Source organism: Wenzhouxiangella psychrophila (assembly GCF_042310375.1).
Lineage (GTDB): Bacteria > Pseudomonadota > Gammaproteobacteria > Xanthomonadales > Wenzhouxiangellaceae > Wenzhouxiangella.
On sequence record NZ_JBHJMQ010000004.1, the window covers coordinates 72264 to 96543 of the forward strand.

The following is a 24280-nucleotide window of genomic DNA, read 5'->3' on the forward strand; positions in this document are numbered from 1 at the left end:
AGCGCGGCACTCACTTTTGTCTACGCCGCGTCGATTCAGCTCTCGAGGTACTGACCTACATCCGGTCAGCCCCCCTCGAACTCCTCCTACTCGAAGGCAGGTCGGAGAAAGAGAGTGGGTCCGTCAAGCGCTTCAGGAAACGGGTAAAGCCTGAAGTAATCACCCTCCACCCAGGCGGAAAGCTGATCGTCGTAGTGCCCGCTGTAGAAACGGCCTGACTGGCCGCCAGGTATCACGGCCCGCCCCTGAATCGGATCAGTCATCTCGAGCACCACCCGGACGGTTGCAGCCCGCCTGACATCAAACGGGCGATCATAGAGATGGCCGGCGCGACCGACGGTGGCGTGACCACCGCGCACGGAAAACGGCCCACGATCGAGCAACCAGCCAAGGTACGGCACGGCCGCGGCCAGTTCATGACGCAGCGTCAGCTGTTGGCGATCGGCCAGCTGCCATTGATCGGGGCTCGAGCCCAATCGATCCGACAGGTGCCGTACGGCATGGCCCAGGGACGCGGTGACAACACCCGCCCGATCTCCTCGCCACCATGGCGATTCGGGCACGTCAAGCAAGCGATCAACCGCGTTGTTGATCACGTAATTGTCCTCGAGCAAGGCGTGGAAGGCCTCATCGGAAAGCACGGGAGCGAACAGACTTTCGACCAGGGCCAGGTACCAGGACTCGAAGATAAGCGCACCGGCTGAATCGGGATGATCGAACGGCGCCTCGATCCATTCCAGCAGAATTTCCAGCGCCTCCCGCGCTTTCTCGTCATCCAGCCGGCCCGTGTCGACCAGCGCCATCATGCGTGTGCCGTCTGAACGGGCCTGCATGTTCAAGGCGTCGGTCTGCAGCGCGGCCATGCTGTCTAGATCATGTTTGTCGTTGCCCGCCAGCACCTCCTCGATTCGACGCACGCGCCAGCCCGGTGCATTGTCGTTGGAGACCAACCAGGGCCAGTGCTCGTCGTGAACGCGCGCGTTGGCCGCCCCTACGAAACCGCGTTCGGGGTTGATCATCGTCGGCATTTCATCGACCGGGACGCGTCCCCTCCAGATGTCTCGGCCATCGTCTTCCTGCGGCATCAGGCCGTCACCGCGGCGTCGCGTCGGCAATCGCCCGATCGTGCGAAAACCGATATCGCCGCCCGCTTCCGCCCAGGTGACGTTGGAAACGGGCGTGGGGAACGCCTTCATCGCGGCGATGAATTCGCTCTGCGAGCGGGCCAGGTTCATCTCGAACATCGCGTCCATGCCCGCATCCGCCAGATCCTGCGCAGTCCATCGCAGCGCCAGTGGCGGCTTCTCGCTGATCAGCGGTCCGACCGCGGTGATCTTTCGCTCGACAGTTACCGACTCACCGTTCGCCACCGGAATGGTCGTGGTTTCGGTATCAATCACCCGCTCATCGATCGCTGCGGATTCGAACAGCACCAGGTCCTGGCTGTCCCCGATATTGGTAAACCCCCAGGCCCGTTGGCGATTGAACCCGTTGATCACGCCGGGCAGACCCGGCACGGACCATCCACGCAATTGCCTCTCTTGAGCAAAGAACAGGTGCACCTCGTAGAAAAGATTGGGCAGGCTGAGCAGATCATGCGAATCGAATGCAAACAAGGCGCGGCCCGTTGCCGATCGCTCCGGCCCGACGACCCAGCCGTTGCTGCCGAAGCGAATGGCGGCCTGGTGGGGTCGGTTGGACGGCGCCACTGCCTCCCGAAAGGCACGCACCTGAGCCAATTCCGGACGCCACAGATAGGGGAAACCCGGGTCGGATTGATCGCTGAACGAGAACGCCTCTAGGCGCTCGGGATCCAGTTCGCCGGCCAGTTCCAGTCGCAGCAGCTCGCGCTCGTAATTGCCGGATGAATCGAATGCCATCAGCGCCCCCAACGCAAAACTGTCGAGCGGCTTCCAGGGCACCGGTGAAGCGCCGACGAGCAGATATTCCGGCGGCGGTTGGGTCGCGGCCTGAATGCCGGCATTGACGCCGCGGGTATAAGCGGCAACCGCGTCAGTGAGTTTCGAACTGGCATTCGCCTGCAGCCGGCGCGCAAGCTCGGGGACGCCGGCGCGCCACATTGCAACATCGGTATCCACGACGCCGGGGCCAAGCAACTCGGCCAGTCGTGCGCCACCGGCCCGCCGCATCAGATCCATCTGCCACAGGCGCTCCCGCGCGTGCAGGAAACCTTGCGCAAACATTGCGTCGTCGAGCGTTTTCGCCCGCACATAGGGTCGGGCCTGGTCATCGAATCGAATGGTCATCGGCGCCTGCGCCCCGGCGACGGCAATTTCATCGTCCAGCACGAAGCGTGAGCCGGCCAGCAGCCAGGTCACCACACCTGCCCCGACAAGCAGCACAAGCACCAGCACGCCGGCAAGCCAGCCAATGATTCCGGCCGCGCGAAACCGCCTCATGTTTCAACACCTCTCGAGGTCGTCGAGCATTTCTCCCCCGTTTGCAGCTGCTGCTCGAGCACCGGCCACTCATCGACAATGACCCCGTCATCGATCAGGAGAATATCGCCCAGGGCCGTCATCAGGCTTTCACTCTGAACCGGCCGGAAAAACACGAAATCTTCGGGCTGCACCCGGACACTGCGAGGCACGGTGAGAAGCTGCTGATTGAAGCTGGGTCCGTAGACCCGGCTTTCCCGCATGCCCTCCGGCCAGCAGGGGAGCGCGTTCCAGCGGCCGCCGTAAATGAACAGGGTATCGCGGTGCGACAGCGCAGAAAGCCATTCCAGAAAGGGAATTCGCACCCCGGCCAGGCGCTTGATGACCGGCGCGGCCAGCCAGCAGGCGGGCTCGAATGCCTCGAGCTGGGGAAGGTCGAACTCGGCGGGCTTGACAAATACCGAGCCGATGGCAAGTTCGTTGAGCGGCGACGCCGACTGATCATGGAAAACGCAGGTCGGACTGCCGCCGCCGTTGATGATCAAATCATCGGGCAGCAGCAACGAATGACTCTCGCGGGCCGCTAACAGCAGGCGCCGATAACGCGCATTGGCCTGCGACACCGAGCGTCTGCGGGATTGCCAGGGTACGCCCTTGCCGGCGTGGGCATCGTAGCCCATGAAGCCCGTCACGCGCAGCACGTCGGGTTCGCGGGCGACGGCATCCAGCACTGCCCATAGTTGTTCGGCATTGTTGGCGCCGCCGCGATGCATGCCCACATCGAGCTCGATGGCAACCTGCATGGTCACGCCGAAGCGGCGGGCAATTGCGGCATGGGCGGCAACACGCTGCGGCGTATCGACCAGCCAGTGAAGCGAGCGCTGGTGATCAAAGTCCGGAATCGACTCGATTCGGGAGTAGAACGATTCCACCGCTGCTATGGGAAGGGGCTTGCCCAGCATGATGTCGGAAGCCGGCCAGCGCGCGGCCGCCTGCAGCAGAAACGGCAGATGAAATGCCATCAGCCGGCGGGTACCCGTGCGCTCCATCAGATAATCGATCAATGCCGGCGAAGAAAGAGATTTCAGCACCAGCCTGAGATTTCTGCGCTCGAACATCGAACGGACCCGATCGATGTTCGCCTCCAGCCGGGATCGATCGAGGACGAATCTGGGCCACCCGACCCCCTGGGAGCCCAGGGATCCGGACCAACTGGCGAAGTCGGGCAGATTCATGCGCGGTACTTCAGCAAACGCTTGTTCATGGCCTCGTCCGGCATCAGTCGGTTGGCTCCAGCGGTTCCTTGAGATTCATGATCCAGCCAACCACTCGCCCCAGCAGCCGCTCCATCCGCTCACGGTCGATCCGGTCGGGCGGCTCGATTAGCGCATGGTGTTCGATCTTGAGAATGGTACCCATGAGAATCTCCGCATCCACTTCGGGCTGCGTTCGATTGAACAAGGCTGAAAACTCGGTCATTGCCGCAAGCACCGGCTCGCGCGAGGTCTCATACAGCGCGCGCAAGCGCGGGTCGTTGAGCGTCTCGAAGTAGAAATGATGCTCCACGGACATGCCGGCGCGGTTTTCCTGGATTTTTTCGAGAAGGTAGTCGACGCCGATTTCGGTCAATCGCTTGCGGATGTCCTCGCGCACTGCCTTGCGGCGTCTTTCGGCTTTCGAATAGCGATAGACATGGCCAAAAACCTCGCTCCAGGCTTTCTCGACCCGCGGCTTTTCGCGTTCGACGAAGTCGTTGAATGCGCTCGAGACCATGTCGAATATATCGCTGAAGTAATAGGTCGTCAGCGACACGTTGATGTCGGCTTTCGTGGCCACCGCGCGATGCGTGACCGCCCGCACGCCGCCTTCGGCGATCACTTCTAGCGTGGCGTCGAGAATCAACTGTCGGGTCCGTTCGCCGCGGCCGCTGCGCCTGGAGGGAGTGTTGACTGCTGCTTTCTGCATCGTTGGAGTCTCTCAGGAGCTGGAATTGTACACCTGTGCAACAAATATTGCACAGATGTGCAACTTATGGCATCGTTACACGCGTATCGGCAGGATCGCCCGCCGTTTGGAAAAGCACAACACGCCGCGAGGGTAGCCAACATGTCTGTCAACTGTCCATTGATTCGTCTTGCCGGCCTCACGGCCGCCATCGCCCTGGCCCCGGGTATCGGCGCCCAGGAGGCAAGCGAAGAAGAATCCGCCGAACTTTCAAGAATCAAGGTGACCGCGCAAAAGCGTGAGCAGACGGCGCAGGATGTACCGATCAGCATTACCGCCTATACCGAGCAGGATCTGGAACGAAGCGGCATCGACGAGTTCATCGACTACGCCAGCCGCACGCCCAACGTCGGCTTTTCCCAACAGGGCAATCGCGCATTCACCAAAATCGGCATTCGCGGCGTCACAAACGTCGGCGGCCGCGCCAATGCCGTTGGCGTCTACCTCGATGAGTTCAATATCGCTCCCAATATCCTGGTGGCCGGATGGTCGCGCACGCTCGATACGCCGCTTTACGATATCGAACGCATCGAGATACTGCGCGGCCCGCAGGGCACTTATTTCGGACGCAACACCTTGGGCGGGGCCATCAACATTACCTCACGCAAACCCGACCCCGTGATGCGCTTCGGGAGTCTACGCCTGGAAGCCGACGAACACGGCACCTGGTTGACCCGTCTGGCCGCCAACCTCCCGACCTCCGAGCAGTCGGCGCTGCGCCTGACCGGCTATTACCAGGAAATCGGCGACTGGATGAACAACCTCTCCGACGGCGGCACCAACGACGGCCGTGACCAGGGTGTACGTGCCGCCTTTCGCTACGACAACAACGACAATGCCACCGTCGACATCTCGCTCGCGCGCTCGGAGCGGCGCCAGAATCAGCTCGACTTCGTGCCGACCGGCGTGCTGGCGCCGATTCCCCAACAACTGGTCGGTGTCACCGAGAGCTTCGATCAGCTTTTCGCACCCTTCGGAGCACCCGCCATCGATACCAGCCAGTTTCCGGACTGGCCATTCCCGGCCACCGATGCCGCCCTTTGGCCGGACAACTTCGACACGCTCGATAACGACACGCCGCGGCGCTCCGACAGCGAGACCGATATGCTGATCAGCCGCATTCAGTATGGTTTCGCCAACGGCCTCGAATTGACTTCGGTGACCGGCTACCTCAACGATGACTTTTCCCAAAGCGGCGATGGCGATGCGTCACCCTACCCGGCTTTTCGCGTCGACCGCGACAGCAATTCCAGAGGCTGGAGCCAGGAACTTCGGCTGAGCTCGTTCGGCCAGGGCCCGCTTGAGTGGACGCTGGGCGCCATCTACGCCGAAGATGAAGTGGCCGAGACCGATCTTTCGGCTCACCTGGAAAGCGACCCTTATCTCGACGCGTGGGGCGCACTGCTTTTTGCCTTGGGAGTTGACAGCGGACAGGTCGACCTGAGCGATCCCGAAATCCAGTTTGCCCTGAGTAACGGGCTGATCCCGCAGATTTTCGGACCAATGACGATCGGCAATTTCGAGGATGTCGATCGCGGCATCGATACCGAGAGCTTCGCGGTCTTCGGCGACCTGACCTACGCGTTGACCGATGATATCGACCTCTCCGCCGGTCTTCGGTATACCCGGGACGACGTGACCTTCAGCGAGGTGACGCGGCCGACCATCACCATTCCCGTGGGCAGCGACGTCACAAGCGAAGACTTTTCCGACATATCCCCACGGATCGCCGTCAACTGGCATCTCACCGAAGGCATCTCGACTTACGCCACCATGGCACGCGGCTACAAGGTGGGCGGTATAAACTCCGATGTCACGCTGACCGACGACGGCGCAGTCGAGAAGGTCTACGATGAAGAAACCGCGTGGAACTATGAAATCGGTTTCAAGGGCATGCTGGCCGACAATCGTATTCAGTTGAATGCGGCCGCTTTCTATATTGACTGGGACGATATTCAGGTTCGCGGCCAGGACGTGCTGACTCAGCGCCAGTTCGTACAGAATGCGACCTCTGCGAACAGCCAAGGGGTGGAAATCGAGTTGCTCGCACGCCTGACCGGTGATCTGACCTGGAATCTCGGCTATGGCTACACCGACGCCAGCTTCGACGACTTTCCCAATGCGATTCCGGTCGATCAGATCGGCTCGGGCGTTGTCGACGCCACCGATAACCGACTGCCGTTTGCGCCGGAAAATTCCCTCACCAGCGGAATCGAATATCGCTTCAACGGGTTTGCCGAAACCGAAGGCTGGTTCCGCATTGACTACCGTTACACCGACGAGCAGTTCACCGAAGCCACCAACAACAGCAACCGGGTTCTGCCTTCCTTCAATATCGTCGACGCCCGTGTCGGCTTCGAGAGCGATCGATTCAGCCTGGCGGTGTATGCCCAGAACCTGCTGGATGAGGAATACACCGTCGGCGTCCAGAATCTCGAAACTTATTATTCAGGGCTGCAACGCGCCGTCGGCGCACCGCGGACCGTCGGCGCCGTCGTCAATCTGTTCTTCTGACGCCAGAATAGACATTCCGCACTCGGTTTCAGCGGGGCCGCACGCCGGCCCCGCATGTCTTCACCTACCCCGATACGACCATGCCCGAGACTTCCAGAAACACTCGATTTCCCGCCATGGGCCGATCTCGCGACGATCTTATAGAGACCCTCTATCGGCTCAAGGAAAACGACGTACCCTGGGCCCAGGGACGGGTTTTCGCCTACGTCTACGACCCCGGACCGAGCGCGCAGGAAATCGTGCACGATGCTTTCGACCTGTTCCTGACCGAGAACGGACTCGACCCCACGGCATTTCCCTCTGCACTGCAACTCGAGCGCGAAATCATCGGCATGGCCGTCGACCTGGTCAACGGCCCGGACGGAACTGTCGGCAATTTCACCTCCGGCGGCACCGAATCGATCATGCTTTCGGTCAAGACCGCCCGGGACCGGGCACGCGAACGCCAGCCCCGAATTCGCCGACCCCAGTTGGTGCTTCCGGAAACCGCCCATGCTGCCTTCTTCAAGGCCTGCCGGTACTTCGATATCGAACCTGTCGTCGTGCCGGTCGACCCGCAGACGTTTCAGGCCGATGTCGTCGCAATGGCCCGGGCCGTGACCGACAACACCATCCTGCTGGTTGCCTCCGCGCCTTCTTACGCCCATGGCGTGATCGACCCGATCGCATCCATCGGTTGCATTGCGCTGAAGCACGATCTGCTCTTCCACGTCGATGCCTGCATGGGGGGTATGTATCTGCCGTTTGCCGGTGACGACATTCCGCCGTTCGACTTCCGGGTACCCGGTGTGTCCCAGCTTTCCATGGATTTCCACAAGTGGGGCTATGCCGCCAAGGGAGCCTCGGCCATCCTGTATCGTTCGGCCGATGTCCGCCGTTTCCAGATCTTTGCCTGGTCGGGCTGGACCGGTTATTCGGTGGTCAACCCGACCATGCTTTCCACACGCGGCGCGGGGCCTCTGGCCGCGTGCTGGGCAGTGCTCAATTTCCTGGGCCGGGAGGGCTATACGGCCATGGTTGCAGACTGCCAAGGGGCATCGCAGCGCCTTCAGACCGCCATCAACGATATGCCCGATCTCTACTGCCTGGGGCAATCCGACTGCAACCTGTTCAGTTTCGCTTCCGATGCAATCAACGTTTTTACGCTGGCCCAAACCATGCGTGAACGCGGCTGGTATATTCAACCGCAGTTCGGCTTCGGCCCGTCACCGGCCAACGTGCACATTTCGCTGGGGCAAGGTAACCTGCCGCACGTCGATGCCTTCATCGAAGACCTGGGCACGGCCGTGGCCGAAGCCGAGCGTCTCGGTCCGGTGCCGCCGGCCGGTTCGGCCGACCCGCAGCTGGCCGCCCTGCCGGCCGAGGCGCTGTTCGAACACCTGGGTGCGACGGCAAATACCGACGGCACTACGCTGCCCGAGCGCATGGACGAGATCAACAACCTGCTCAACGGCCTGCCTCATGCAACGCGCGATCATCTCCTGGCCGAATTCATCAATCGCCTCTACACGCCGGACCGGTAGCTGTTCGTGAACGGCCGGGCTCGATGGAAAACCGCGCTTACCCTTATGGTGACGCTGCTGGTCGCCTATTACGACCGGCTCAATATCTCGCTGGCCCTGCCCCTGATCGCCGAGGACTTCGGCTGGACCGCTGCCCAGACCCGCCAGTACGGCTCCTGGCTGATGAGCCTGTTCTACGTCGGTTACGGTCTTGGCAATATCCTGCTGAGCCCGATCGGCGCGCGCTTCGGTCTCCGGCGTTCGCTGATCGTCATCATCATACTGTGGTCGCTGTTTACCGCCATGGGCGCCTGGGCCAGCGGTCTGCTGATGGTGTTCTTCGCCTCGCGTCTGCTGCTCGGGCTGTCGGAAGGCATTCACTTCCCCCTGATGAGCCAGCTCACCCGCAACTGGTTCCCGCCCGAAGAGCGCTCGCGCGGCAACGGCACCTGGATTGCCGGGTTGTTTCTGGCGTTTCTCACCGCGCCGCTGTTCCTAGTTCCCCTGATGGACTGGCTGGGATGGCGCGGGGGGTTCTACTGCCTTGCCATCATCGGGCTTTTCGTCAGCCTGCCGCTGGTGCTGCGTTACGTCCACGACCGTCCTGCCGATCATCCTCGCGTGTGCGATGACGAACGCGACTGGATCGAGCGGGCGGTGCAGCAAGAAGAAGCCGAACTGCACGATGCATCCACCCCGTTGGCCCGGGCACTCTGGACACCCTCGTTCGTGCTGCTGGTACTGATCGGCATCTTCAACAATATGGTCGCGCTCGGCATTGCCGGCTGGCTGCCGACCTACCTGTCGGGCCGCGAAGGTGTGGTCTACCACCAGCTGACCTGGCTGACGGCTCTGCCCTACGCTTTCTCCATCCTCGGCATCGCCATCTGGGCCACGCTGGGCGATCGCACCAACACGCGTGCGGCGGTCGCCGGGCTGTGCTACTTCCTGGCCGGCGGCGCCATCTGGCTGGCACTGCTTTCTCCGGGCATCTGGGTCACGGTGGCGCTGTTCTCGGTCGCCGTGCTGCTGATCGCTGCCTGGAGCGCCTCGGAGTTCGCCCTCGTCCAGCGAGTACTGCCGCAGCAGCACGTGGCCGCCGGCAGCGGTGTCTACAACGGATTCTCGACGCTGATCGGCGGCGGCAGCGGGCCCTTCGTGGTCGGCGGCATCATCGACGGCGGAACCGGCTGGACGGCCATCGCGCCGATCATCACGATCACCACCCTGAACGCCCTGCTGCTGCTGGCGCTTTATCAACGAATTCGCTACTGAGCAGTATCTGACAAGTGGGTCGAAAGATGATGATCGCTGCGACCGCCGTGAGTTTCAGTTCAATATCGGTGATTGCGAATGCCTTGAGGCTCAACTGGGCCTCGATCTGAGGGTGCGGCCGGCGGCTCGGGCGCCGGCCAGCCAGTTCTCGACGCTATATACTTCGGGCTCAGCCAGTTCGTCCAGATCTTCATCGACATCCGGAAACCACTCTTCGAGCACCTCCAAGGACGCCAGGACGGCCAGCAATCGACTGTTGCGGAATAGGCGAACATTAAGGCTGCTCGTCGGAGAGCCGGCCGCTTCCGTTCCAGGCCCAGGCGCCGTAGAGCCCCTGGAGAATGGCGAACTGTGCCTCGCCCGAGCGCATCAGCCGCAGGTTTTCCTGCGACCCCGCGCTGCTGATCGCCGCCAGCGCCACGCCGTGAGGCTCGGCCAGCACCTGCTTGGTAAGCGTAGCGATGGCGACACCGACCGGGTAGAACGTTCCGCCGGTCGTGGCGGTGGCCAGGATATAAGTGCGCGAATCGGCGCGCTCGGCATCACCCCGCCCGGTCAGGGCAGCCGCGATCAGCGCTCCGGTGACCACGAGGATCAGCAGCATAACGAATCGACGTTGCATGCCCGCATTGTACGGTCAGCGAAGGGAGTGGCTGATCGCGGTTGCCTTCGCCACGGAAGCCCTCCCATCCACGCGAACGCTCTGGAAATGGGCGGGCTCAGCTCGAATACACCTCGCGCGTTTCCTGAAGGTTGCCGGGAGCAAGCGGGTTGACGTAGTCGAGTCCTTCGAAGCGGCGGAAATCGTTGTCGGCCGAGTACAGCGTGGCGTCGTATTCGATAGCCAGGGCAGCCAGGTGAGCATCGTTGGTCAGGTTGCCGGCCGTGCCGTCGCGCCGAAGCAGGCGCGAGAAGATGAGCCAGTGGCGATCGCCCGGACCGACCGGCACGACACAGGGTTGTTCGAGCCAGCCAGAGACGATATCGAGGGCCGCTTCAGGGGAGAGCGGTGACTCGAAGATGCGGGGGTTGGTCGTCAAGCGGATGAATGCGATCAGTACCAGCCATGGCAGGCCCACGCCAGTTGTACCCGAGAGCACCTGTTCCAGCCATGTGCGCGCGGCCTGATGATGCGGGGCATCGCGATTGACCGCGTAGATCAGGAGATTGGCGTCAGGCAGGATCACTTGCGCTGTTCCATTTTGCGCAAGAGCTCGTCGTCCTCCAGCGTGCCGGCGACCGCCAGCGCCTTGTCCAGATCGACACCGGGCCGGGGGGCGCCCAGCCCCGCGACGGGCATCCGGTAGGGTCGGCTCGCCGGCGACTCGCCACCCTGCTCCAGCCCAGCCCGGATGGCCTCGTTGACCACCTCCTTGAAGGGGCGGTTGCTCTCGTATGCCCGCCGTTTCAGTTCGGCGGCCAGGGAATCGTCCAGAGTCAGTGTCGTTCTCATAAGTGTCATCATAGCATCTCACCCTTTAGCATCAACGCATCGCCCTGCACTGCCGGCGAAACCGGGGACGGACGAGTTGAGTGCAGCCTCACTTTCCCGACGCATGTCTTGTCAATTTCGTCAAGGTGCTATCCTATGCACAGGTTTACGGTACGGATCACCAATGAATGCTTCCCTGCAACGCCTGATCCGCGAAGCATCGCCCGAGACTCGATATCAGATCGAGGCGCTGCTGCGTCAGGAGGCGGATGACACGGCCTGGGCCGAGCAGCTCGGTCCGGTCTATCGACAGAGTGATGTGGCGCGGCTTCTGGGCAAATCCAAACAGGCTGTTTCGGCCGACCGCGGCTTGTTGCGGCTGGAGCTGCGCAACGGCGACCTCGGATACCCGGTTTTCCAGTTCGAGGGCCGCAGGCAGCTTGCCGGTATTCGCGAAGTCATCCGCACACTCGAACCGGCGGTCGCCAGTCCCTGGACGACGGCTTCCTGGCTGACCTCCCCGGCACCGGAACTCGACGACCGCACGCCGCTGGCCGCCTTGCGTGGCGGTGACAGCGAGTGGGTCATTGCATTGGCGCGCCGGACCGCCGCGGCGTTGCGGCACTGAATACGCCGGCTCGAGATGCCGTTGCATCACCCGCCGCAGAAGGCCGGCAGCCTCGCGGGACTGCCCAGACACGCCCTTTCCGGGACGGTCCTCCATCGCGTCTGGCGGCACGTGCTGCCCGATGGAACGAGGCGGTCCAGGCCCTGGTGGTTTGCCAGCGCCGACCTCGACGCAAGCGAGGGTGGCCGGTTCGATCTTCCGGAACCGATGGGTACCTGCTACTTCGGCACGCGGCCGGAAGCCGCGCTGCTCGAAGCACTTCAGATGCGACTGACCAATCTGCCGCGCGAGGAACTGACGGTGCGCAGCCTGGCCCAGGTCAACGTACCCGCCGCCGCGCCTGTGGCGGCAATGCTAACCTCGCGCCACGTTGCCGGACAATTCGGTATTACCGCAGAACTGTGGGCGGGCCGCGACCGCGCACTTTCACGCGCCTGGGCGCAGGCAATGCGCCGTGACGGCTGGTGGGCGCTGTATTCCGGCGTCTGTCATGATCCTTCCGGACAGCTGCGTGCGGTCGGGCTGTTCGACCACGCCGGCGCCCACCCACCCAGCCACGCCGGCCGTTGGCGCTGGAGCGGAAAGCGACTCGACCACAACAGGAAACTGGAAGCCAGGCTTGGCCGTTACGGCGTGAAAGTTCGCGAGCCCGGCCAACTGCCCTGGTCCCGGCCGGAGGGCTTTGATTGATGGGTCGCGGATACCGTCAGCCTGCTCGGGCAGATGGAGTAGCGCAATGGCTACTTGATGTTCTGGCCACGCGACGGTACTGATATCCACCGGTGGCATGATTCGGGCGTTTCGTGCGTTCAGATGGTGTCAGTCTGCAACAGGTTTCCAGGAAGGAGAGGCATCGTGAACAGGGAAAATCATGTCCGTCGGGCGGTTGCCGTCTTTTTGTTGACAACGTTACTGCCCCTGACCGCCCTGGCGGAACAGGGACAGGCGGAAAAGTCCATCCTCGTGCTCGACGCCTCCGGCTCGATGTGGGGGCAGATCGAGGGCGAGCCGAAGATCGCGATCGCACGTGCGGTCATCGACGACCTGCTCGATTCCATGCCGCCGGAGCGGTCTCTGGGGCTGAGCGCCTATGGTCACCGTGAAAAAGGCAACTGCGCCGATATCGAGCTGCTGGTGCCGCCCGGCCAGGACACGCGCGACGCCATCCGCGAGGCCGTGGCCAACCTGAACCCGCGCGGCAAGACGCCGCTTTCCGATGCCGTGGTTGCGGCTGCCGAGGCGCTGAAATACGAGGAGGAGAAGGCTTCCGTAATCCTGATTTCCGACGGGCGCGAGACCTGCGATCGCGACCCCTGCGAAGTGGGCCGGCGTCTGGAGGAACTCGGCATTGATTTCACCGCCCACGTGGTCGGCTTCGATGTCGAGGATACCGAGGACCAGGCCCAGCTGCGGTGCCTGGCGGAGAATACCGGCGGGCGTTTCTTCAGCGCGGCTGACGCGGGTGAGCTTTCCGACGCGCTCGAGGCTGTCAGCCAGCCCGAGCCCGAACCCGCCGAAGCGAGCCTGACCGCGCCGGGAACCGGGCTGGCCGGCGGCTCGGTCGAGGTCGAGTGGAGCGGCCCCGACGAAGAGCGCGACTATATTGCGGTCGCGTACAAGGACAAATCGGCCAACCGGCACATCAACTTCACCTACACCGAGGAAGGCTCGCCGCTGGAACTGACCCTGCCGCCGGAAGAAGGCGAATACGAGCTTCGCTATATAAGACGCCAGGGCCGGCAGATCCTGGCGCGTGAAACCATCACCGTCGAACCGGTCGAAGCCACCCTCTCCGCGCCCGACACCGCTGCCGCCGGGGAGAACATCACGGTCGAATGGCAGGGCCCGGACTACCGGCGCGACTACATCGCGATCACGCGGCCCGACGATGACTCCGGCAAGCACATCAACTTCACCTACACCGACGACGGCTCGCCGCTCGAGCTGAAGATGCCGGCAGAAGCCGGTGATTACGAGATTCGCTATATCCAGCGACAGGACCGCACCATCCTGGCGCGGCAGTCCATCACCGTCGAACCGGTCGAAGCCACCCTTTCCGCGCCCGACACCGCTGCCGCCGGGGAGAACGTCACGGTCGAATGGCAGGGCCCGGACTACCGGCGCGACTACATCGCGATCACGCGGCCCGACGATGACTCCGGCAAGCACATCAACTTCACCTACACCGACGACGGCTCGCCGCTCGAGCTTCAGATGCCGCCGGAAGCCGGCGACTACGAGATCCGCTATATCCAGCGACAGGACCGTACCATCCTGGCGCGGCAGTCCATCACCGTCGAACCGGTCGAAGCCACCCTTTCCGCGCCCGACACCGCTGCCGCCGGGGAGAACATCACGGTCGAATGGCAGGGCCCGGACTACCGGCGCGACTACATCGCGATCACGCGGCCCGACGATGACTCCGGCAAGCACATCAATTTCGCTTACACCAAGGACGGCTCACCGCTCGAGCTTCAGATGCCGCCGGAAGCCGGGGGCTACGAGATCCGCTATATCCAGCGACAGGATCGTATCGTCCTGGCGCGACGCCCCATCACCGTCGAGCCGGTGGAGGCCAGCTTGTCGGCGCCCGAAACCGCCGTTGCCGGCGAGAATCTGGCGGTCGAATGGCAAGGGCCGGACTACCGGCGCGACTACATCGTTATCGCGCGGCCCGGCGCCGATTCCGGCGACCACATCAACTTCGCCTACACCAACCAGGGCTCGCCGCTGGAGCTCGAGATGCCCTCGGAGGCCGGCGACTACGAGATTCGCTACATCCTGCGCCAGGACCGCACCATTGTGGCGCGCCGGCCCATAACCGTTGAAGCCGGCGATCAATGAGCGCAGGCTGAGCTTCATGAACAAAGGAGCCCGGTCAGACTGGATCGTCTTTCTGGCCCACCTGATGTTCGTGCTGGCCGCCTGGTCGGTGTTCATCAAGTACGTCTTTCCGGTCGCCTTTGCGCTGGCCAACAATGCGACCTGGCATACGCACGTATTCTGGGATCTGTGGCCGATCGCGCATGTCTGGCTGGGCTGGGCGCTGCTGGCGCAACCCCGGTACACGCGCTGGCTGGCGGCCGGCATGTCGGTCGTCGAGATCGCGATCATCTTGACGCTGTTCGCCGGGTTCCTGGGCGATCCGGACTGGACGATCTGGCGCACCAACTGGTTCATCAACAAGGTGTTCGTCCTCACGGCCTTCGCACTCATTCTTGCTACGGTGGTCTGCACACCTGAACGCTTTCGCAAGAGGTGATCATGAGCCAGGGCCACTCACGCCGAACTGCCCTGAAACTGATCGGCGCCGGCATCGCCGGGGCCTGGCTGGCGCCGTACGTGTCCTTCGCCAGCTCGGGCGGTCTACTATACAAGCCCCTCCCCGGCGGTGGTCAGCTGCCAGCCGTCGGCCTGGGCACCTGGCAGACCTTCAACGTCGGCAGCGACCCGGAATTGCTCGACGCACGCACCGAGGTTGTTCGCGCCTTCTTCGAGCACGGCGGCGGCCTGGTTGATTCCTCGCCGATGTACGGTTCGGCGCCGGACGTGATGGGCCATGCGCTGGACAAGCTGGGCAAGCCCGACTCGCTGTACGCGGCCGAGAAGGTGTGGAGCCCGGCCGGCGGCAGTACGCGCGAGCAGGTCGCCGAGCTGGCAAAGCGCTGGGGCATCGAAAAGTTCGACCTGATACAGATCCACAACCTGAGCGACTGGCCCGACCACCTGGAAGTGCTTCAGCAGATGAAGGCAGACGGCGAGATCACTCATGTCGGCATCACCACTTCGCACGGCCGCCGGCACGACGAGTGCGAGCGAGTCATGCGCGAGCACGACATCGACTTCGTGCAATTGACCTACAACATCACCCACCGCGAGGTCGAAGAACGGCTATTGCCGCTGGCGAAAGAGAAAGGCATCGCCGTGATCGCCAATCGTCCTTACGACGGCGGCAGCCTGATCAAGGGCATCCAGGGCCGGCATGAAGTGCCCCAATGGGCCGCCGAGGAATTCGATTGCCGCAACTGGGCCGATTTCCTTTTGAAGTTCATCGTCAGCCACCCGGCGCTGACCTGTGCCATTCCGGCCACCACGAAGGTCGAGCACGTCATCGAGAACATGCGCGCCGGACACGAGCCCATGCCGTCGCAGAAGGTACGCGAGCGGATGATCCGTCATGTAGAGTCCCTGTAGCCGCGCGATGAGCGACTGGCAGAGCTATCGCCTGGAAGACTTCATTCCCTTTTCCCCGGAGATCTACTGGCGCCTGATCGAGCGCGTCAACGAGGCTTTCTGGCCGTTACACGTCCTGACTGTCGTGCTTGGCGTCGCTGCCCTGGTCCTGGCACTTCGCGGCAACACGCGCGTCGCCCTGGCCCTGCTCGCCCCGGCCTGGCTGGGCAGCGGTGTGATATTTCACTTCAACTACTACGCCGAACTGAATTGGGCCGCTCACTGGTTCGGCTGGGGTTTCATTGTCCAGGCTGCTTTGTTGACGGCTATCCCCGCATTCAATGCAACGCCCCGGGAACCCGGCCACTCAGGGCCGGTCAGGCGCTGGTTCGGTGCGGCAATCGGCATCGGCGCCCTGCTCGCCTACCCGCTCATCACCTTCGAAACCTGCGGACTGCACCCGGATCCCACAGCCATCGCAACGCTCGGCGTTCTGCTGGTGTCCCTGCGAGGCGTCATCGCCGGGCTGGCGATACTGATCCCCTCCATTTGGTGCCTGATCACGACGCTGACGCTCATCCCGCTCGAAGCAGCCTGGGCGCCATTGCCGCTGGCTGTTGCCGTCGTTTCCGGAGCGTTCCTGATCATCGGTGCCTTTTTCCCACGACCAGACAAATGATGATCCACGCGATTGGATCCTGGTTGATTGGTTATGATGCGCGCTGATTTCGAATCCGCCGCGCCGAACGCTTCACCAGCATGCACTCATCCGACAGCTATCAGGACATCTTCGATCTGCGGGGCGAGCGATATCATGCCGCCATGCGGCGTTGTCCGCGCGCCCGCAGGGACGAACTTGCCTTGTTGCCGGACGCCATCGATATCCGTGCCGGTGAAACGCTGATCGACGCGCCGGCCGGCGGCGGTTACCTGGCTCGGGCATTGAATCCCGGGGTCGATTACATTGCCGTCGAGCCGGTCCGATCATTCTTCGAACGCTGCCCAGAGGGCAAGCATAGGACGAAAGTATTCAGCGGCCTGGCCCGGATTCCCCTGCCCGACGGTTGCGCCGACGCCGTGGTCAGCCTGGCGGGCTTGCATCACGAGCCCGATCTGCCCGCCGTGTTTGAGGAGTTGTTCCGGCTGCTACGCCCGGGCGGCCGATTCGCGATGGCCGACGTGGCTCGCGGCAGCCCGCCCGATACATTCCTGAACGATTTCGTACACCGGCACAACAGCGCTGGGCACCGCGGTGAATTCTTCGACGAGTCGGTGGTCGGGCTTCTTTCACGAGCGGGGCTGGTATCGATTCGGCTTGATTACTGCGATATTGGCTGGCGCTTTGAAGACGAGAATGAAATGCTCGCATTCGTTCGCGATCTGTTTGGAATCGACCTTGCCGACGATGCAACGCTGCGTGATGCCGCCAGTAATATCCTTGGCGTGCGCGACGAGGGTGCCGCGGGCGTGGTCATGAACTGGCAGCTCCTCATGGCCAGGGGGACTCGACCGGCATGAAATCGATTCGTCACTTTCTGCTGGCCGGCTACCACCGTCATGCCGATGTGCCGATCTGCAAGGTCGTGCTGGAATGCGACGAACATGAACTCGACGCGATGTCTGCCGGCCGGGATCACGAGCTGGAACGCATCGTACAATTGAGGATTGGCGAACAGGATTCAGTTCAGCCTACCAAGGCCCGCGAATCCGATCCGAACGCGCGGCCCGAAGAGCGACTTGCCTGGGTGTTTGCCAGCGCCTGCATCACCCTGCAGCGCAGAATCGGACACCGGATTGGCCGGCACGGGGTGGCCGCGGGCGGCCCGAGCCGGCAAGCAAGAGCCTGGTTCGAGTACGACCATGCCGAAACGGCGTTCGACGTTTGCGAACTGATTGAAATGTGGCTCAACGTGCTTCTGGATCCTGATGAAGCGGCGCGGGAGGAGTTCCACAAAGAATTGCCCGGCCGCATCGAGCAGCTGTGCCGGGACCATTCACACCGTCGGATGCCGGCCGATGCTCATGCCATCGACACAGCGGCACGCTCGCGCGACATTCCCTGCCAGCGACTCGACCGGCCACCCTGCGATCCGATCGAGGGTGATTTCCGCTTGCGTCCTCACGGCCTGCTCAGGCTGGGCCAGGGCTGGCGACAACATACCGTCGACGGCACGTTCTGCGTCAGCCGTTGCGAGGCGGCGTACCCCCTGATACGGGACCGGCGCAAGCGATTCGACAAGCTGAAGGCGCTTGAAGTGCCACTCGCTGGCGCCCATCCCGAAGCCCGCTGGTGTACCAGCGCCGTTCGAGCGGTGCGGGCGGCTCGCCGTATTGGCCGGCCGGTCGTCCTGCGCGCGCTCCGATCCGGCTCCGCCCCGGAGCCCACCGCCTCTGCGCCACTGGAAGGTGAAGACGCCGTTCTTCGTGCTGCCGAGTCGTTGCTCGACCGCGACAAGGAAATACTGGTCGAGCCGCATATCCAGGGGGACCGCTGGTTCCTGCCCGTGGCCGGCGGGCGGGCCGGCCCGGAGATCATAAGCATCGACCGCAACGGTGAACGGAGTCGACTTGGGCTGGATGAAATCGACGGCACGCTGCTGGAACATTGCGAGGCCACGGTACGTGAGCTCGACGTCGGTCTGGCCGTGGTTCGATTCGTGGCGCCTGGCCTGAACTTGCCGCTGGCCGAAAGCGGCGGCGCCGTAGTCGATATCGATCTGGCGCCGAGGCTGGAGGATTTATTTGATGCCGACAGCGCGGAATTGGCAGAGCTGGCCGAACGCTTCGTCGATTGGCTCTACCCCGATCCCGCCAGGGCGCGCATTCCGGTGTTTGCCGTGACGGGTACCAACGGCAAGACCACCACCACCCGCCTGCTGGCCTCGATACTTCGTCAGTTTGAAAGTGGCGTCGGACTGGCTTGCTCTGACGGCAGTGATGTGGATGGTGAATCCTTGTCCAGCAAGGAACACGGTTACCTGCCCGGCCACCTGACCGTGATCGACCACCCCGGCACCCGGATTGCCGTGCTCGAGTCGACCCGCGGCGGCGCGGTCAGTACGGGCCAGGGCTACGATCGCAGCGTTGCAGCGGCGTGCCTGAATGTGAGTGAGGATCATCTCAACGACCATCTCGGTATTCGAGATCTCGAAGAGATGGCCGTGGTCAAGCGGGGAATTGTCGACTGCGCGGAGCAAGCGGTCATACTCAATGCCGATGATCCACGCTGCCTGGATATGACCGGTTCACTAAACAATCGCCGAATCGGTTTGTTCTCCCTGAACGATACAGGCGAGCGCCTGCTCGCCCGGACACCGGATTGCGAGGCCGCGGCCACGGCCGAAGACATCGACGGCGTGGAATGGCTGACCCTCCATACGGCCTCCGGCCGTATCACCGTCGCCCCTGTTGCCGATATTCCCGTATGCTTCCAGGGGCGAGCCCGGCACAACGTTGCCAATGCCCTGGCGGCCATTGTCCTGGCGCACTTTGCAGGCGCGGATTCGCAAGCGATGGCCCGGGGGCTCGAAGGCCTGGGGATCGATTTCGAAAGCCAGCACGGGCGCCTGAATTTCGTCGACGGTTTGCCGTTCACCCTGATCATGGACTATGCACACAACCCGGACGGTATTCTCCATCTGGCGGAGTTCGCCGCACGCACACCTACCAAAGGTCGGCGCATCCTCAATTTCTCGTGCTCGGCCGGCAATTCAGACGACTTCATTCGCAAACTTGGCCGGGCGGCCGCCGGTGCCTTCGATCTCTATGTCTGCAAACCCTTCACGTTGAAATATCATCGTGAACTCGAAGAGGTGCCCCGGCTGCTCAGGGAAGGACTACAGGACGCCGGAGTTGCCGCCGATTCGATTATCGTGCGCGACGAGGAAATGGATTCTATTGCACACACCCTCGAACTGGCCCGCCCCGGAGACCTGGTCGTCGTTATCGCTGGCAAGATGAGCAAGCGCCAAATCTGGAATTATCTTTTCGAATGGCGCACACGTCAGGGTGATTCACCCTAGATTGATTCGAAGAGCTGCAGTCGCCGGCGGGGAAGCTCCGCCTTGGGGCCGAAAATACGAATCCCGGCGCAAGGGCCGGGATTCATGGTCTTTCACTTGTTACAGGAAATACCTTTGATCAACCGTTGCCGTTGTCGACTTCGTCCTCGACCTCATCGGCGGCGTCTTCCATCTCGTCGCCGGCTTCTTCCATGGCTTCGTCGATATTCTCACCCGCTTCTTCGGCTGGGCCCTGGTCTTCGCAGCCAGCCAGTACGCCGACCGACAGGGCCAGCAACAGGGCGAAAAAGATATTGGACAGTTTGCTATTGATGAGTTTTCTCATGATGATGCTCACTCCTTCAGTTTGTTGAGCTTGGCGGCGATCGCCTCGCGGCTTTCACCGTACTTTTCCTGAATGCGAGCAACCAGTTTGTCGAAGTTGCCCTCAGCCTGACGGACTTCGTCGTCGGTCAGCTTCCCCCATTCCTTCTTGGTGCCGGCAGATAAGCCTTTCAACTTGCCTTTTGCCTGATGCTTTTCCATAAGCAACCCTGACAATCTGCTTTCCGCCAGGTTCCACTGTAGACCCGGATGCTCGCGCTGTCCACAAGGTTCAGGGGGAGGGAGCCGCCCGGCACCTCCCCTGAAAACCGGTAGCGCCGCCGTTGTGAGACTGACCACGGCGCCTGTGGCAAACTAACGCCGCTTCAGTGATCGCCGCGCCGGACCGCCGGCAAAGTATCCTGTAGCCCAGGTTTCAGCCCGACTCTCTATCCATGGCCATGCGCCCCGAACAAGCATTGCGCGACCAGGTGCTTGCGTTCCTCGAGCGCGGCGATATCCGCCATGCCGGTCCCGCCGCGGAACGCCTAGTAGCCCGGTTTCCCGAGTATGCGCCGGGCCGGGCGGCCTTCAGCGAAGTCTGGCTGCGTTGCGGTCGTGCCGACCGCGCGCGTGATGAAGCCGCCGCGGCCCTGCGTCTTGCGCCCGAATCACCGGATATCGTCAGCCACTACGCCAAGTGCCTGGTCTTTGCCGGCGAGGAACGGGAAGCCCGGGCCATGGCTGAAGACGCAATGGCGCTCGGCCCGCAGGACTTCATCACCCTCGACACGCTCGGCAATGTATTCAGTCGCCTCGGCGATCAGGAGCGGGCGTTAACGCTCTTTCGCGAGGCCCACGACCGGGAGCCGGAGAACACCACGGCCATGTTCAACCTGGCGACCTCGCTACGCTTTTTCGGCAACAACGACGAGGCCGAAGCCCTGTTCGACCGCATCATCGAGCGCGACCCGGACGATTATCAAGCGCTGCACAGCCGAAGTATCCTGCGGCGCCAGACCGATAAGAGCAATCACGTGGACGATCTCCAGGCACGGCTGGCGGCCGGTCCGTCCTGGCCGGCGGCCAGCCACATCGCCTATGCGCTGGGCAAGGAGCGCGACGATCTCGGCCAGACCGCCGAGGCGTTTGCCGCCTACCGGCATGGCGCGGAGCTGATGCGGCAGCACGTACCCGACGATCTCGAAGCCAGCCAGGCCGACATCGAGGCGGCCATGGCCGCGCTGGAAAACAACCTTTCTCCAAGCTCGGATGCGGCCGGCTACGACAGCGCCGAGCCGGTCTTCGTCATCGGGCTGCCCCGCACCGGATCGACGCTGATCGAGCGCATTCTGGGCGCGCATCCGGAAGTCTTTGCGGCCGGTGAGCTGTACACGTTCCGCTTCGAAGCACAGCGGCTCATCGGCGGCCGAGCGCCGGCCGAGGTCTATCGGCGCCTGGCCGAGAGCCCCGATCTACTGGATGCCGGCGCGCTTGGAAGGGCTTACATCGATGGCACCCGCCCGCGCACCGGCCGGACTGCTCACTTTGTCGACAAGATGCCGCGCAACGTCCTTTGGGCGCCCCTGATTCATCGGGTAATGCCCAACGCGCGGTTCATCCTGACCGAACGCGATCCGATGGATACCGGTTATGCCCTGTTCCGCACCCTTTTCAACCGCGGCTATCATTTCTCCTACGACCTCGAACGGATCGGCCGCTACCTGATCGCCCATCAGCGCCTGACAGAAGCACTCAAGAGCGCCCTGCCCCAACATGTGTTGTTGCCGGTACGCTACGAGGATCTTGTGGAAGAACCTGGGCGCAACGCCAGGGCCTTTGTCGAACACTGCGGGCTGGAATGGCGAGAAGACCTGCTGGCCTTCCATCAGCGAGAAGGCGCGGTCACCACTGCGAGTGCCCACCAGGTCCGACGGCCGATCTACACCAGTTCCGTCGGCAAATGGCGAGCGGTGGCCGAGCAACTCGAGCTGCTGCGACGCACGCTTGCCGAGGGCGGAATTGGTCCAACCACCTAGACTGCTACAAACACAGCGTTTGTCTGGCCCGGCGGTGTAGAATTCGAAAGCTTTTAAACATCCCGACGAGTGGGCCAAGCATGCTTCGTCTTTTGGGCAATATCATCTGGTTCGTGCTGGGCGGCTTCTTCATGGGGCTGGCCTGGTGGTTCTACGGGCTGATCGCCTTCATCAGCATCATCGGCATTCCCTGGGGCCGTGCCTGTTTCGTGCTCGGAAAATTCATGTTCTGGCCTTTCGGTCGGGAGGCCATCGATCGCGATCAGCTGACAGGCAGGAAGGATATCGGCACGGGCTGCCTGGGTGTCATCGGCAACGTGATCTGGTTCGTGTTCGCCGGCATCTGGCTGGCCATCGGCCACCTGTTCTGGGCGCTGGCACTGTTCATCACCATTATCGGCATTCCTTTCGGTATCCAGCACGTCAAGCTGGCCGGCATCGCCCTTTTCCCGATCGGCAAGTCCGTTGTGATTTCGGAGGTTGCCGACGCCACGCGGCGCGCGCGCCCCGACTGATCGCATGAACCTGCTACTCGATCTCGACGGCACACTGACCGACCCGCGCGAGGGTATTACCCGTTGCATCCAGCACGCACTGGAGCGACTTGATCGTCCGGTGCCCGGGCAGGATGAGCTGCTCGGCTGCATCGGCCCGCCGCTGCACGCAAGTTTCGTGGAACTGCTCGGAGGGGACGAGGCGTTGGCCCATCGGGCCGTCGAACTCTACCGGGGACGTTTCGGGGAAGTCGGTCTGTACGAGAATGTCCCCTACCCTGGCATCGCCGAAGCAATGGATACATTGCGCCAGCGTGGCGCACGCCTGTTCGTGGCCACATCGAAGCCAACCGTCTATGCACGCCGCATCGTCGATCATTTCGGACTCGATCGGAACCTGGAAGACGTCTTCGGAAGCGACCTCGACGGGACCCGAAGCGACAAGGCCGATCTGCTTGCCTACATCACCGATTGCCTTGCCCTGAAGCCCGAGGCAACGCTGATGGTCGGCGACCGGCGCCACGACATGATCGGGGCGCGAGCCAATCGTATTCATCCCGTCGGGGTTACCTGGGGCTATGGTTCGCGCGACGAATTGCTCGAGGCGGGTGCGGCAAGACTACTGTGCGAGCCGCAGGATCTGGCTAGACTAGTGGGCCACTAGCGATCAATCCAGGCGCCAGCGCCAACCGAGCATCACGCCCCAGCTTTCCAGATCGGCCCGGGTTCGGCCCACCGGTACCCGGGCGACCGATTCCCCGTTGCGGATCACGTCGATCTCCCCGGCTGCGGTATGCAGTTTGCCGTGCTCGTGCCAGCCCAGCGACAAGTCCAGAAGATGGCGCTCATTCAATTCGAAAGCGGTTCCTACGCTGACCGACCAGCCGAATCCGGTCCAGTCGTCGCCCGGCACACGCGTGATCGCCGGTTGGCTGGCCAGTTCCGGGAATCGATAATTCATGGTCTCGATCTCGTTGCGGGCCAGATAGGCTCCGAGTCCGATGTAGGGCTCGAAGCGACCCAGGTCGATCGACGCAGCCGAGGCGACATCGAGGTAGCCGCGGACGCCGGCACGCCAGTGCTCCACGTCACCGGATACGGGTTCAAGGCTGCCGGCATCGAGAAAGTTGGCGTTGCCTTCGAAATCGAAGCCGGTCATCGTGCCGAGCATGAATTCGGCACGCCAATACTCGCCCAGATGCATGCCCCAGGCCAGTTCAGCACCGAGGGCCGAACCGAAATCACCGCGGGCACCGATCGGTCGCCCGTCATCACCATCAATACAGCCGAAATACGCTACCCGCGGCGAACTGGGCTGGCAGCGCTGGTCGAGGAATGTCGCGCTCTGACTGTCCTCCAGTGCCAGGGAAACCCGCAGGTATTGACCCTCCGCTGCGACCGCGCCCGATGCCAGCGGCAACAGCAGTGCCATCAAACGCAACATCCGGTTCGTCATTGATTCATCTCCTTGCAATAGGTCATCACCGTACTTCAT

24 protein-coding genes are annotated in these 24280 nt (G+C 62.8%); 14 read left to right on the forward strand and 10 right to left on the reverse strand.

The features are described from left to right. Nucleotides 1-86 precede the first annotated feature (86 nt). The 3 genes from ACDC66_RS06930 to ACDC66_RS06940 are packed head-to-tail and all read right to left on the reverse strand — an operon-like array spanning nucleotide 87 to nucleotide 4364. Entirely contained in the window at nucleotides 87-2420 is a 2334-nt protein-coding gene (locus ACDC66_RS06930) for a penicillin acylase family protein (RefSeq protein WP_376695961.1), read from the reverse strand. Next, on the reverse strand, nucleotides 2417-3634 hold the full coding sequence (locus ACDC66_RS06935) for an alanine racemase (RefSeq protein ID WP_376695962.1): 1218 nt from the start codon (nucleotides 3632-3634) through the stop codon (nucleotides 2417-2419). The genes ACDC66_RS06930 and ACDC66_RS06935 overlap by 4 nt, the downstream gene beginning before the upstream one ends. 43 nt (nucleotides 3635-3677) lie before the next feature. Beyond that, the gene (locus tag ACDC66_RS06940; protein WP_376695963.1) at nucleotides 3678-4364 is read right to left on the reverse strand and encodes a TetR/AcrR family transcriptional regulator; all 687 of its coding nucleotides are present in this window, start codon (nucleotides 4362-4364) and stop codon (nucleotides 3678-3680) included. A 141-nt stretch (nucleotides 4365-4505) separates the two neighbouring features. On the opposite strand from ACDC66_RS06940, the gene ACDC66_RS06945 reads away from it, so the two are divergent. The 3 genes from ACDC66_RS06945 (at nucleotide 4506) to ACDC66_RS06955 (ending at nucleotide 9694) form a co-directional block, all read left to right on the forward strand. Continuing rightward, entirely contained in the window at nucleotides 4506-6917 is a 2412-nt protein-coding gene (locus ACDC66_RS06945; protein WP_376695964.1) for a TonB-dependent receptor, read from the forward strand. 116 nt (nucleotides 6918-7033) lie between these two features. Beyond that, nucleotides 7034-8440: a pyridoxal phosphate-dependent decarboxylase family protein gene (locus ACDC66_RS06950; protein WP_376695965.1), complete on the forward strand. Its 1407-nt coding sequence runs from the start codon at nucleotides 7034-7036 to the stop codon at nucleotides 8438-8440. Nucleotides 8441-8485: 45 nt separating this feature from the next. Next, a complete protein-coding gene (locus tag ACDC66_RS06955) occupies nucleotides 8486-9694 on the forward strand; it encodes an MFS transporter (protein WP_376695966.1) in 1209 nt (402 codons plus the stop codon). A 90-nt stretch (nucleotides 9695-9784) separates the two neighbouring features. Here ACDC66_RS06955 and ACDC66_RS06960 read toward each other — a convergent pair whose 3' ends face one another. The 4 genes from ACDC66_RS06960 to ACDC66_RS06975 all read right to left on the reverse strand — a co-directional run bounded on the left by ACDC66_RS06960 (nucleotide 9785) and on the right by ACDC66_RS06975 (nucleotide 11147). Continuing rightward, a complete protein-coding gene (locus ACDC66_RS06960; RefSeq protein ID WP_376695967.1) occupies nucleotides 9785-9943 on the reverse strand; it encodes a hypothetical protein in 159 nt (52 codons plus the stop codon). Nucleotides 9944-9968: 25 nt separating this feature from the next. Continuing rightward, nucleotides 9969-10316, reverse strand: coding sequence for a TAXI family TRAP transporter solute-binding subunit (locus tag ACDC66_RS06965; protein WP_376695968.1), 348 nt, complete (start codon nucleotides 10314-10316; stop codon nucleotides 9969-9971). 97 nt (nucleotides 10317-10413) lie between these two features. Beyond that, nucleotides 10414-10881 carry a type II toxin-antitoxin system VapC family toxin gene (locus ACDC66_RS06970; RefSeq protein WP_376695969.1) on the reverse strand — a complete coding sequence of 156 codons (468 nt, stop codon included), beginning with the start codon at nucleotides 10879-10881 and terminating at the stop codon, nucleotides 10414-10416. Then, nucleotides 10878-11147: a hypothetical protein gene (locus ACDC66_RS06975; protein WP_376695970.1), complete on the reverse strand. Its 270-nt coding sequence runs from the start codon at nucleotides 11145-11147 to the stop codon at nucleotides 10878-10880. Before ACDC66_RS06975 ends, ACDC66_RS06970 begins: the two co-directional genes overlap by 4 nt. Before the next feature lie 163 nt (nucleotides 11148-11310). Between ACDC66_RS06975 and ACDC66_RS06980 the strand changes: the two genes are divergently transcribed. From ACDC66_RS06980 to ACDC66_RS07015, 8 genes are all read left to right on the forward strand, one after another. Beyond that, the gene (locus tag ACDC66_RS06980) at nucleotides 11311-11754 is read left to right on the forward strand and encodes a hypothetical protein (protein WP_376695971.1); all 444 of its coding nucleotides are present in this window, start codon (nucleotides 11311-11313) and stop codon (nucleotides 11752-11754) included. A gap of 15 nt (nucleotides 11755-11769) precedes the next feature. Further along, entirely contained in the window at nucleotides 11770-12444 is a 675-nt protein-coding gene (locus ACDC66_RS06985) for an RES domain-containing protein (RefSeq protein WP_376695972.1), read from the forward strand. 165 nt (nucleotides 12445-12609) lie between these two features. Next, nucleotides 12610-14598: a vWA domain-containing protein gene (locus tag ACDC66_RS06990; protein ID WP_376695973.1), complete on the forward strand. Its 1989-nt coding sequence runs from the start codon at nucleotides 12610-12612 to the stop codon at nucleotides 14596-14598. Nucleotides 14599-14614: 16 nt separating this feature from the next. Further along, entirely contained in the window at nucleotides 14615-15016 is a 402-nt protein-coding gene (locus ACDC66_RS06995) for a hypothetical protein (RefSeq protein WP_376695974.1), read from the forward strand. Between the two features lie 2 nt (nucleotides 15017-15018). Then, a complete protein-coding gene (locus ACDC66_RS07000; RefSeq protein WP_376695975.1) occupies nucleotides 15019-15948 on the forward strand; it encodes an aldo/keto reductase in 930 nt (309 codons plus the stop codon). 7 nt (nucleotides 15949-15955) lie between these two features. Then, nucleotides 15956-16606, forward strand: a complete 651-nt coding sequence (locus ACDC66_RS07005) for a DUF6064 family protein (RefSeq protein ID WP_376695976.1) — start codon at nucleotides 15956-15958, stop codon at nucleotides 16604-16606. A gap of 80 nt (nucleotides 16607-16686) precedes the next feature. Next, the gene (locus ACDC66_RS07010) at nucleotides 16687-17445 is read left to right on the forward strand and encodes a class I SAM-dependent methyltransferase (protein ID WP_376695977.1); all 759 of its coding nucleotides are present in this window, start codon (nucleotides 16687-16689) and stop codon (nucleotides 17443-17445) included. Further along, complete coding sequence (locus tag ACDC66_RS07015; protein WP_376695978.1) at nucleotides 17442-19949, forward strand: Mur ligase family protein; 2508 nt, start codon at nucleotides 17442-17444, stop codon at nucleotides 19947-19949. The genes ACDC66_RS07010 and ACDC66_RS07015 overlap by 4 nt, the downstream gene beginning before the upstream one ends. A 118-nt stretch (nucleotides 19950-20067) precedes the next feature. Here ACDC66_RS07015 and ACDC66_RS07020 read toward each other — a convergent pair whose 3' ends face one another. Beyond that, nucleotides 20068-20274 carry a hypothetical protein gene (locus tag ACDC66_RS07020; RefSeq protein WP_376695979.1) on the reverse strand — a complete coding sequence of 69 codons (207 nt, stop codon included), beginning with the start codon at nucleotides 20272-20274 and terminating at the stop codon, nucleotides 20068-20070. 8 nt (nucleotides 20275-20282) lie between these two features. After that, on the reverse strand, nucleotides 20283-20474 hold the full coding sequence (locus ACDC66_RS07025) for a CsbD family protein (RefSeq protein WP_376695980.1): 192 nt from the start codon (nucleotides 20472-20474) through the stop codon (nucleotides 20283-20285). 233 nt (nucleotides 20475-20707) lie between these two features. Between ACDC66_RS07025 and ACDC66_RS07030 the strand changes: the two genes are divergently transcribed. The 3 genes from ACDC66_RS07030 to ACDC66_RS07040 all read left to right on the forward strand — a co-directional run bounded on the left by ACDC66_RS07030 (nucleotide 20708) and on the right by ACDC66_RS07040 (nucleotide 23449). Next, on the forward strand, nucleotides 20708-22291 hold the full coding sequence (locus ACDC66_RS07030; RefSeq protein WP_376695981.1) for a tetratricopeptide repeat-containing sulfotransferase family protein: 1584 nt from the start codon (nucleotides 20708-20710) through the stop codon (nucleotides 22289-22291). 80 nt (nucleotides 22292-22371) lie between these two features. After that, nucleotides 22372-22806 carry a YccF domain-containing protein gene (locus tag ACDC66_RS07035; protein ID WP_376695982.1) on the forward strand — a complete coding sequence of 145 codons (435 nt, stop codon included), beginning with the start codon at nucleotides 22372-22374 and terminating at the stop codon, nucleotides 22804-22806. Nucleotides 22807-22810: 4 nt separating this feature from the next. Next, nucleotides 22811-23449: an HAD hydrolase-like protein gene (locus ACDC66_RS07040; protein WP_376695983.1), complete on the forward strand. Its 639-nt coding sequence runs from the start codon at nucleotides 22811-22813 to the stop codon at nucleotides 23447-23449. A 3-nt stretch (nucleotides 23450-23452) separates the two neighbouring features. Here ACDC66_RS07040 and ACDC66_RS07045 read toward each other — a convergent pair whose 3' ends face one another. After that, a complete protein-coding gene (locus tag ACDC66_RS07045; protein ID WP_376695984.1) occupies nucleotides 23453-24241 on the reverse strand; it encodes a hypothetical protein in 789 nt (262 codons plus the stop codon). Between the last annotated feature and the right edge of the window lie 39 nt (nucleotides 24242-24280).

Coding starts and splice junctions, on each gene's coding strand:
- ACDC66_RS06930 (WP_376695961.1), bottom strand. CDS start 2,420: ATGAGGCGGTTTCGCGCGGCCGGAATCATTGGCTGGCTTGCCGGCGTG.
- ACDC66_RS06935 (WP_376695962.1), bottom strand. CDS start 3,634: ATGAATCTGCCCGACTTCGCCAGTTGGTCCGGATCCCTGGGCTCCCAG.
- ACDC66_RS06940 (WP_376695963.1), bottom strand. CDS start 4,364: ATGCAGAAAGCAGCAGTCAACACTCCCTCCAGGCGCAGCGGCCGCGGC.
- ACDC66_RS06945 (WP_376695964.1), top strand. CDS start 4,506: ATGTCTGTCAACTGTCCATTGATTCGTCTTGCCGGCCTCACGGCCGCC.
- ACDC66_RS06950 (WP_376695965.1), top strand. CDS start 7,034: ATGGGCCGATCTCGCGACGATCTTATAGAGACCCTCTATCGGCTCAAG.
- ACDC66_RS06955 (WP_376695966.1), top strand. CDS start 8,486: ATGGTGACGCTGCTGGTCGCCTATTACGACCGGCTCAATATCTCGCTG.
- ACDC66_RS06965 (WP_376695968.1), bottom strand. CDS start 10,316: ATGCAACGTCGATTCGTTATGCTGCTGATCCTCGTGGTCACCGGAGCG.
- ACDC66_RS06975 (WP_376695970.1), bottom strand. CDS start 11,147: ATGAGAACGACACTGACTCTGGACGATTCCCTGGCCGCCGAACTGAAA.
- ACDC66_RS06980 (WP_376695971.1), top strand. CDS start 11,311: ATGAATGCTTCCCTGCAACGCCTGATCCGCGAAGCATCGCCCGAGACT.
- ACDC66_RS06985 (WP_376695972.1), top strand. CDS start 11,770: ATGCCGTTGCATCACCCGCCGCAGAAGGCCGGCAGCCTCGCGGGACTG.
- ACDC66_RS06995 (WP_376695974.1), top strand. CDS start 14,615: ATGAACAAAGGAGCCCGGTCAGACTGGATCGTCTTTCTGGCCCACCTG.
- ACDC66_RS07000 (WP_376695975.1), top strand. CDS start 15,019: ATGAGCCAGGGCCACTCACGCCGAACTGCCCTGAAACTGATCGGCGCC.
- ACDC66_RS07005 (WP_376695976.1), top strand. CDS start 15,956: ATGAGCGACTGGCAGAGCTATCGCCTGGAAGACTTCATTCCCTTTTCC.
- ACDC66_RS07010 (WP_376695977.1), top strand. CDS start 16,687: ATGCACTCATCCGACAGCTATCAGGACATCTTCGATCTGCGGGGCGAG.
- ACDC66_RS07015 (WP_376695978.1), top strand. CDS start 17,442: ATGAAATCGATTCGTCACTTTCTGCTGGCCGGCTACCACCGTCATGCC.
- ACDC66_RS07020 (WP_376695979.1), bottom strand. CDS start 20,274: ATGAGAAAACTCATCAATAGCAAACTGTCCAATATCTTTTTCGCCCTG.
- ACDC66_RS07025 (WP_376695980.1), bottom strand. CDS start 20,474: ATGGAAAAGCATCAGGCAAAAGGCAAGTTGAAAGGCTTATCTGCCGGC.
- ACDC66_RS07030 (WP_376695981.1), top strand. CDS start 20,708: ATGGCCATGCGCCCCGAACAAGCATTGCGCGACCAGGTGCTTGCGTTC.
- ACDC66_RS07035 (WP_376695982.1), top strand. CDS start 22,372: ATGCTTCGTCTTTTGGGCAATATCATCTGGTTCGTGCTGGGCGGCTTC.
- ACDC66_RS07040 (WP_376695983.1), top strand. CDS start 22,811: ATGAACCTGCTACTCGATCTCGACGGCACACTGACCGACCCGCGCGAG.
- ACDC66_RS07045 (WP_376695984.1), bottom strand. CDS start 24,241: ATGACGAACCGGATGTTGCGTTTGATGGCACTGCTGTTGCCGCTGGCA.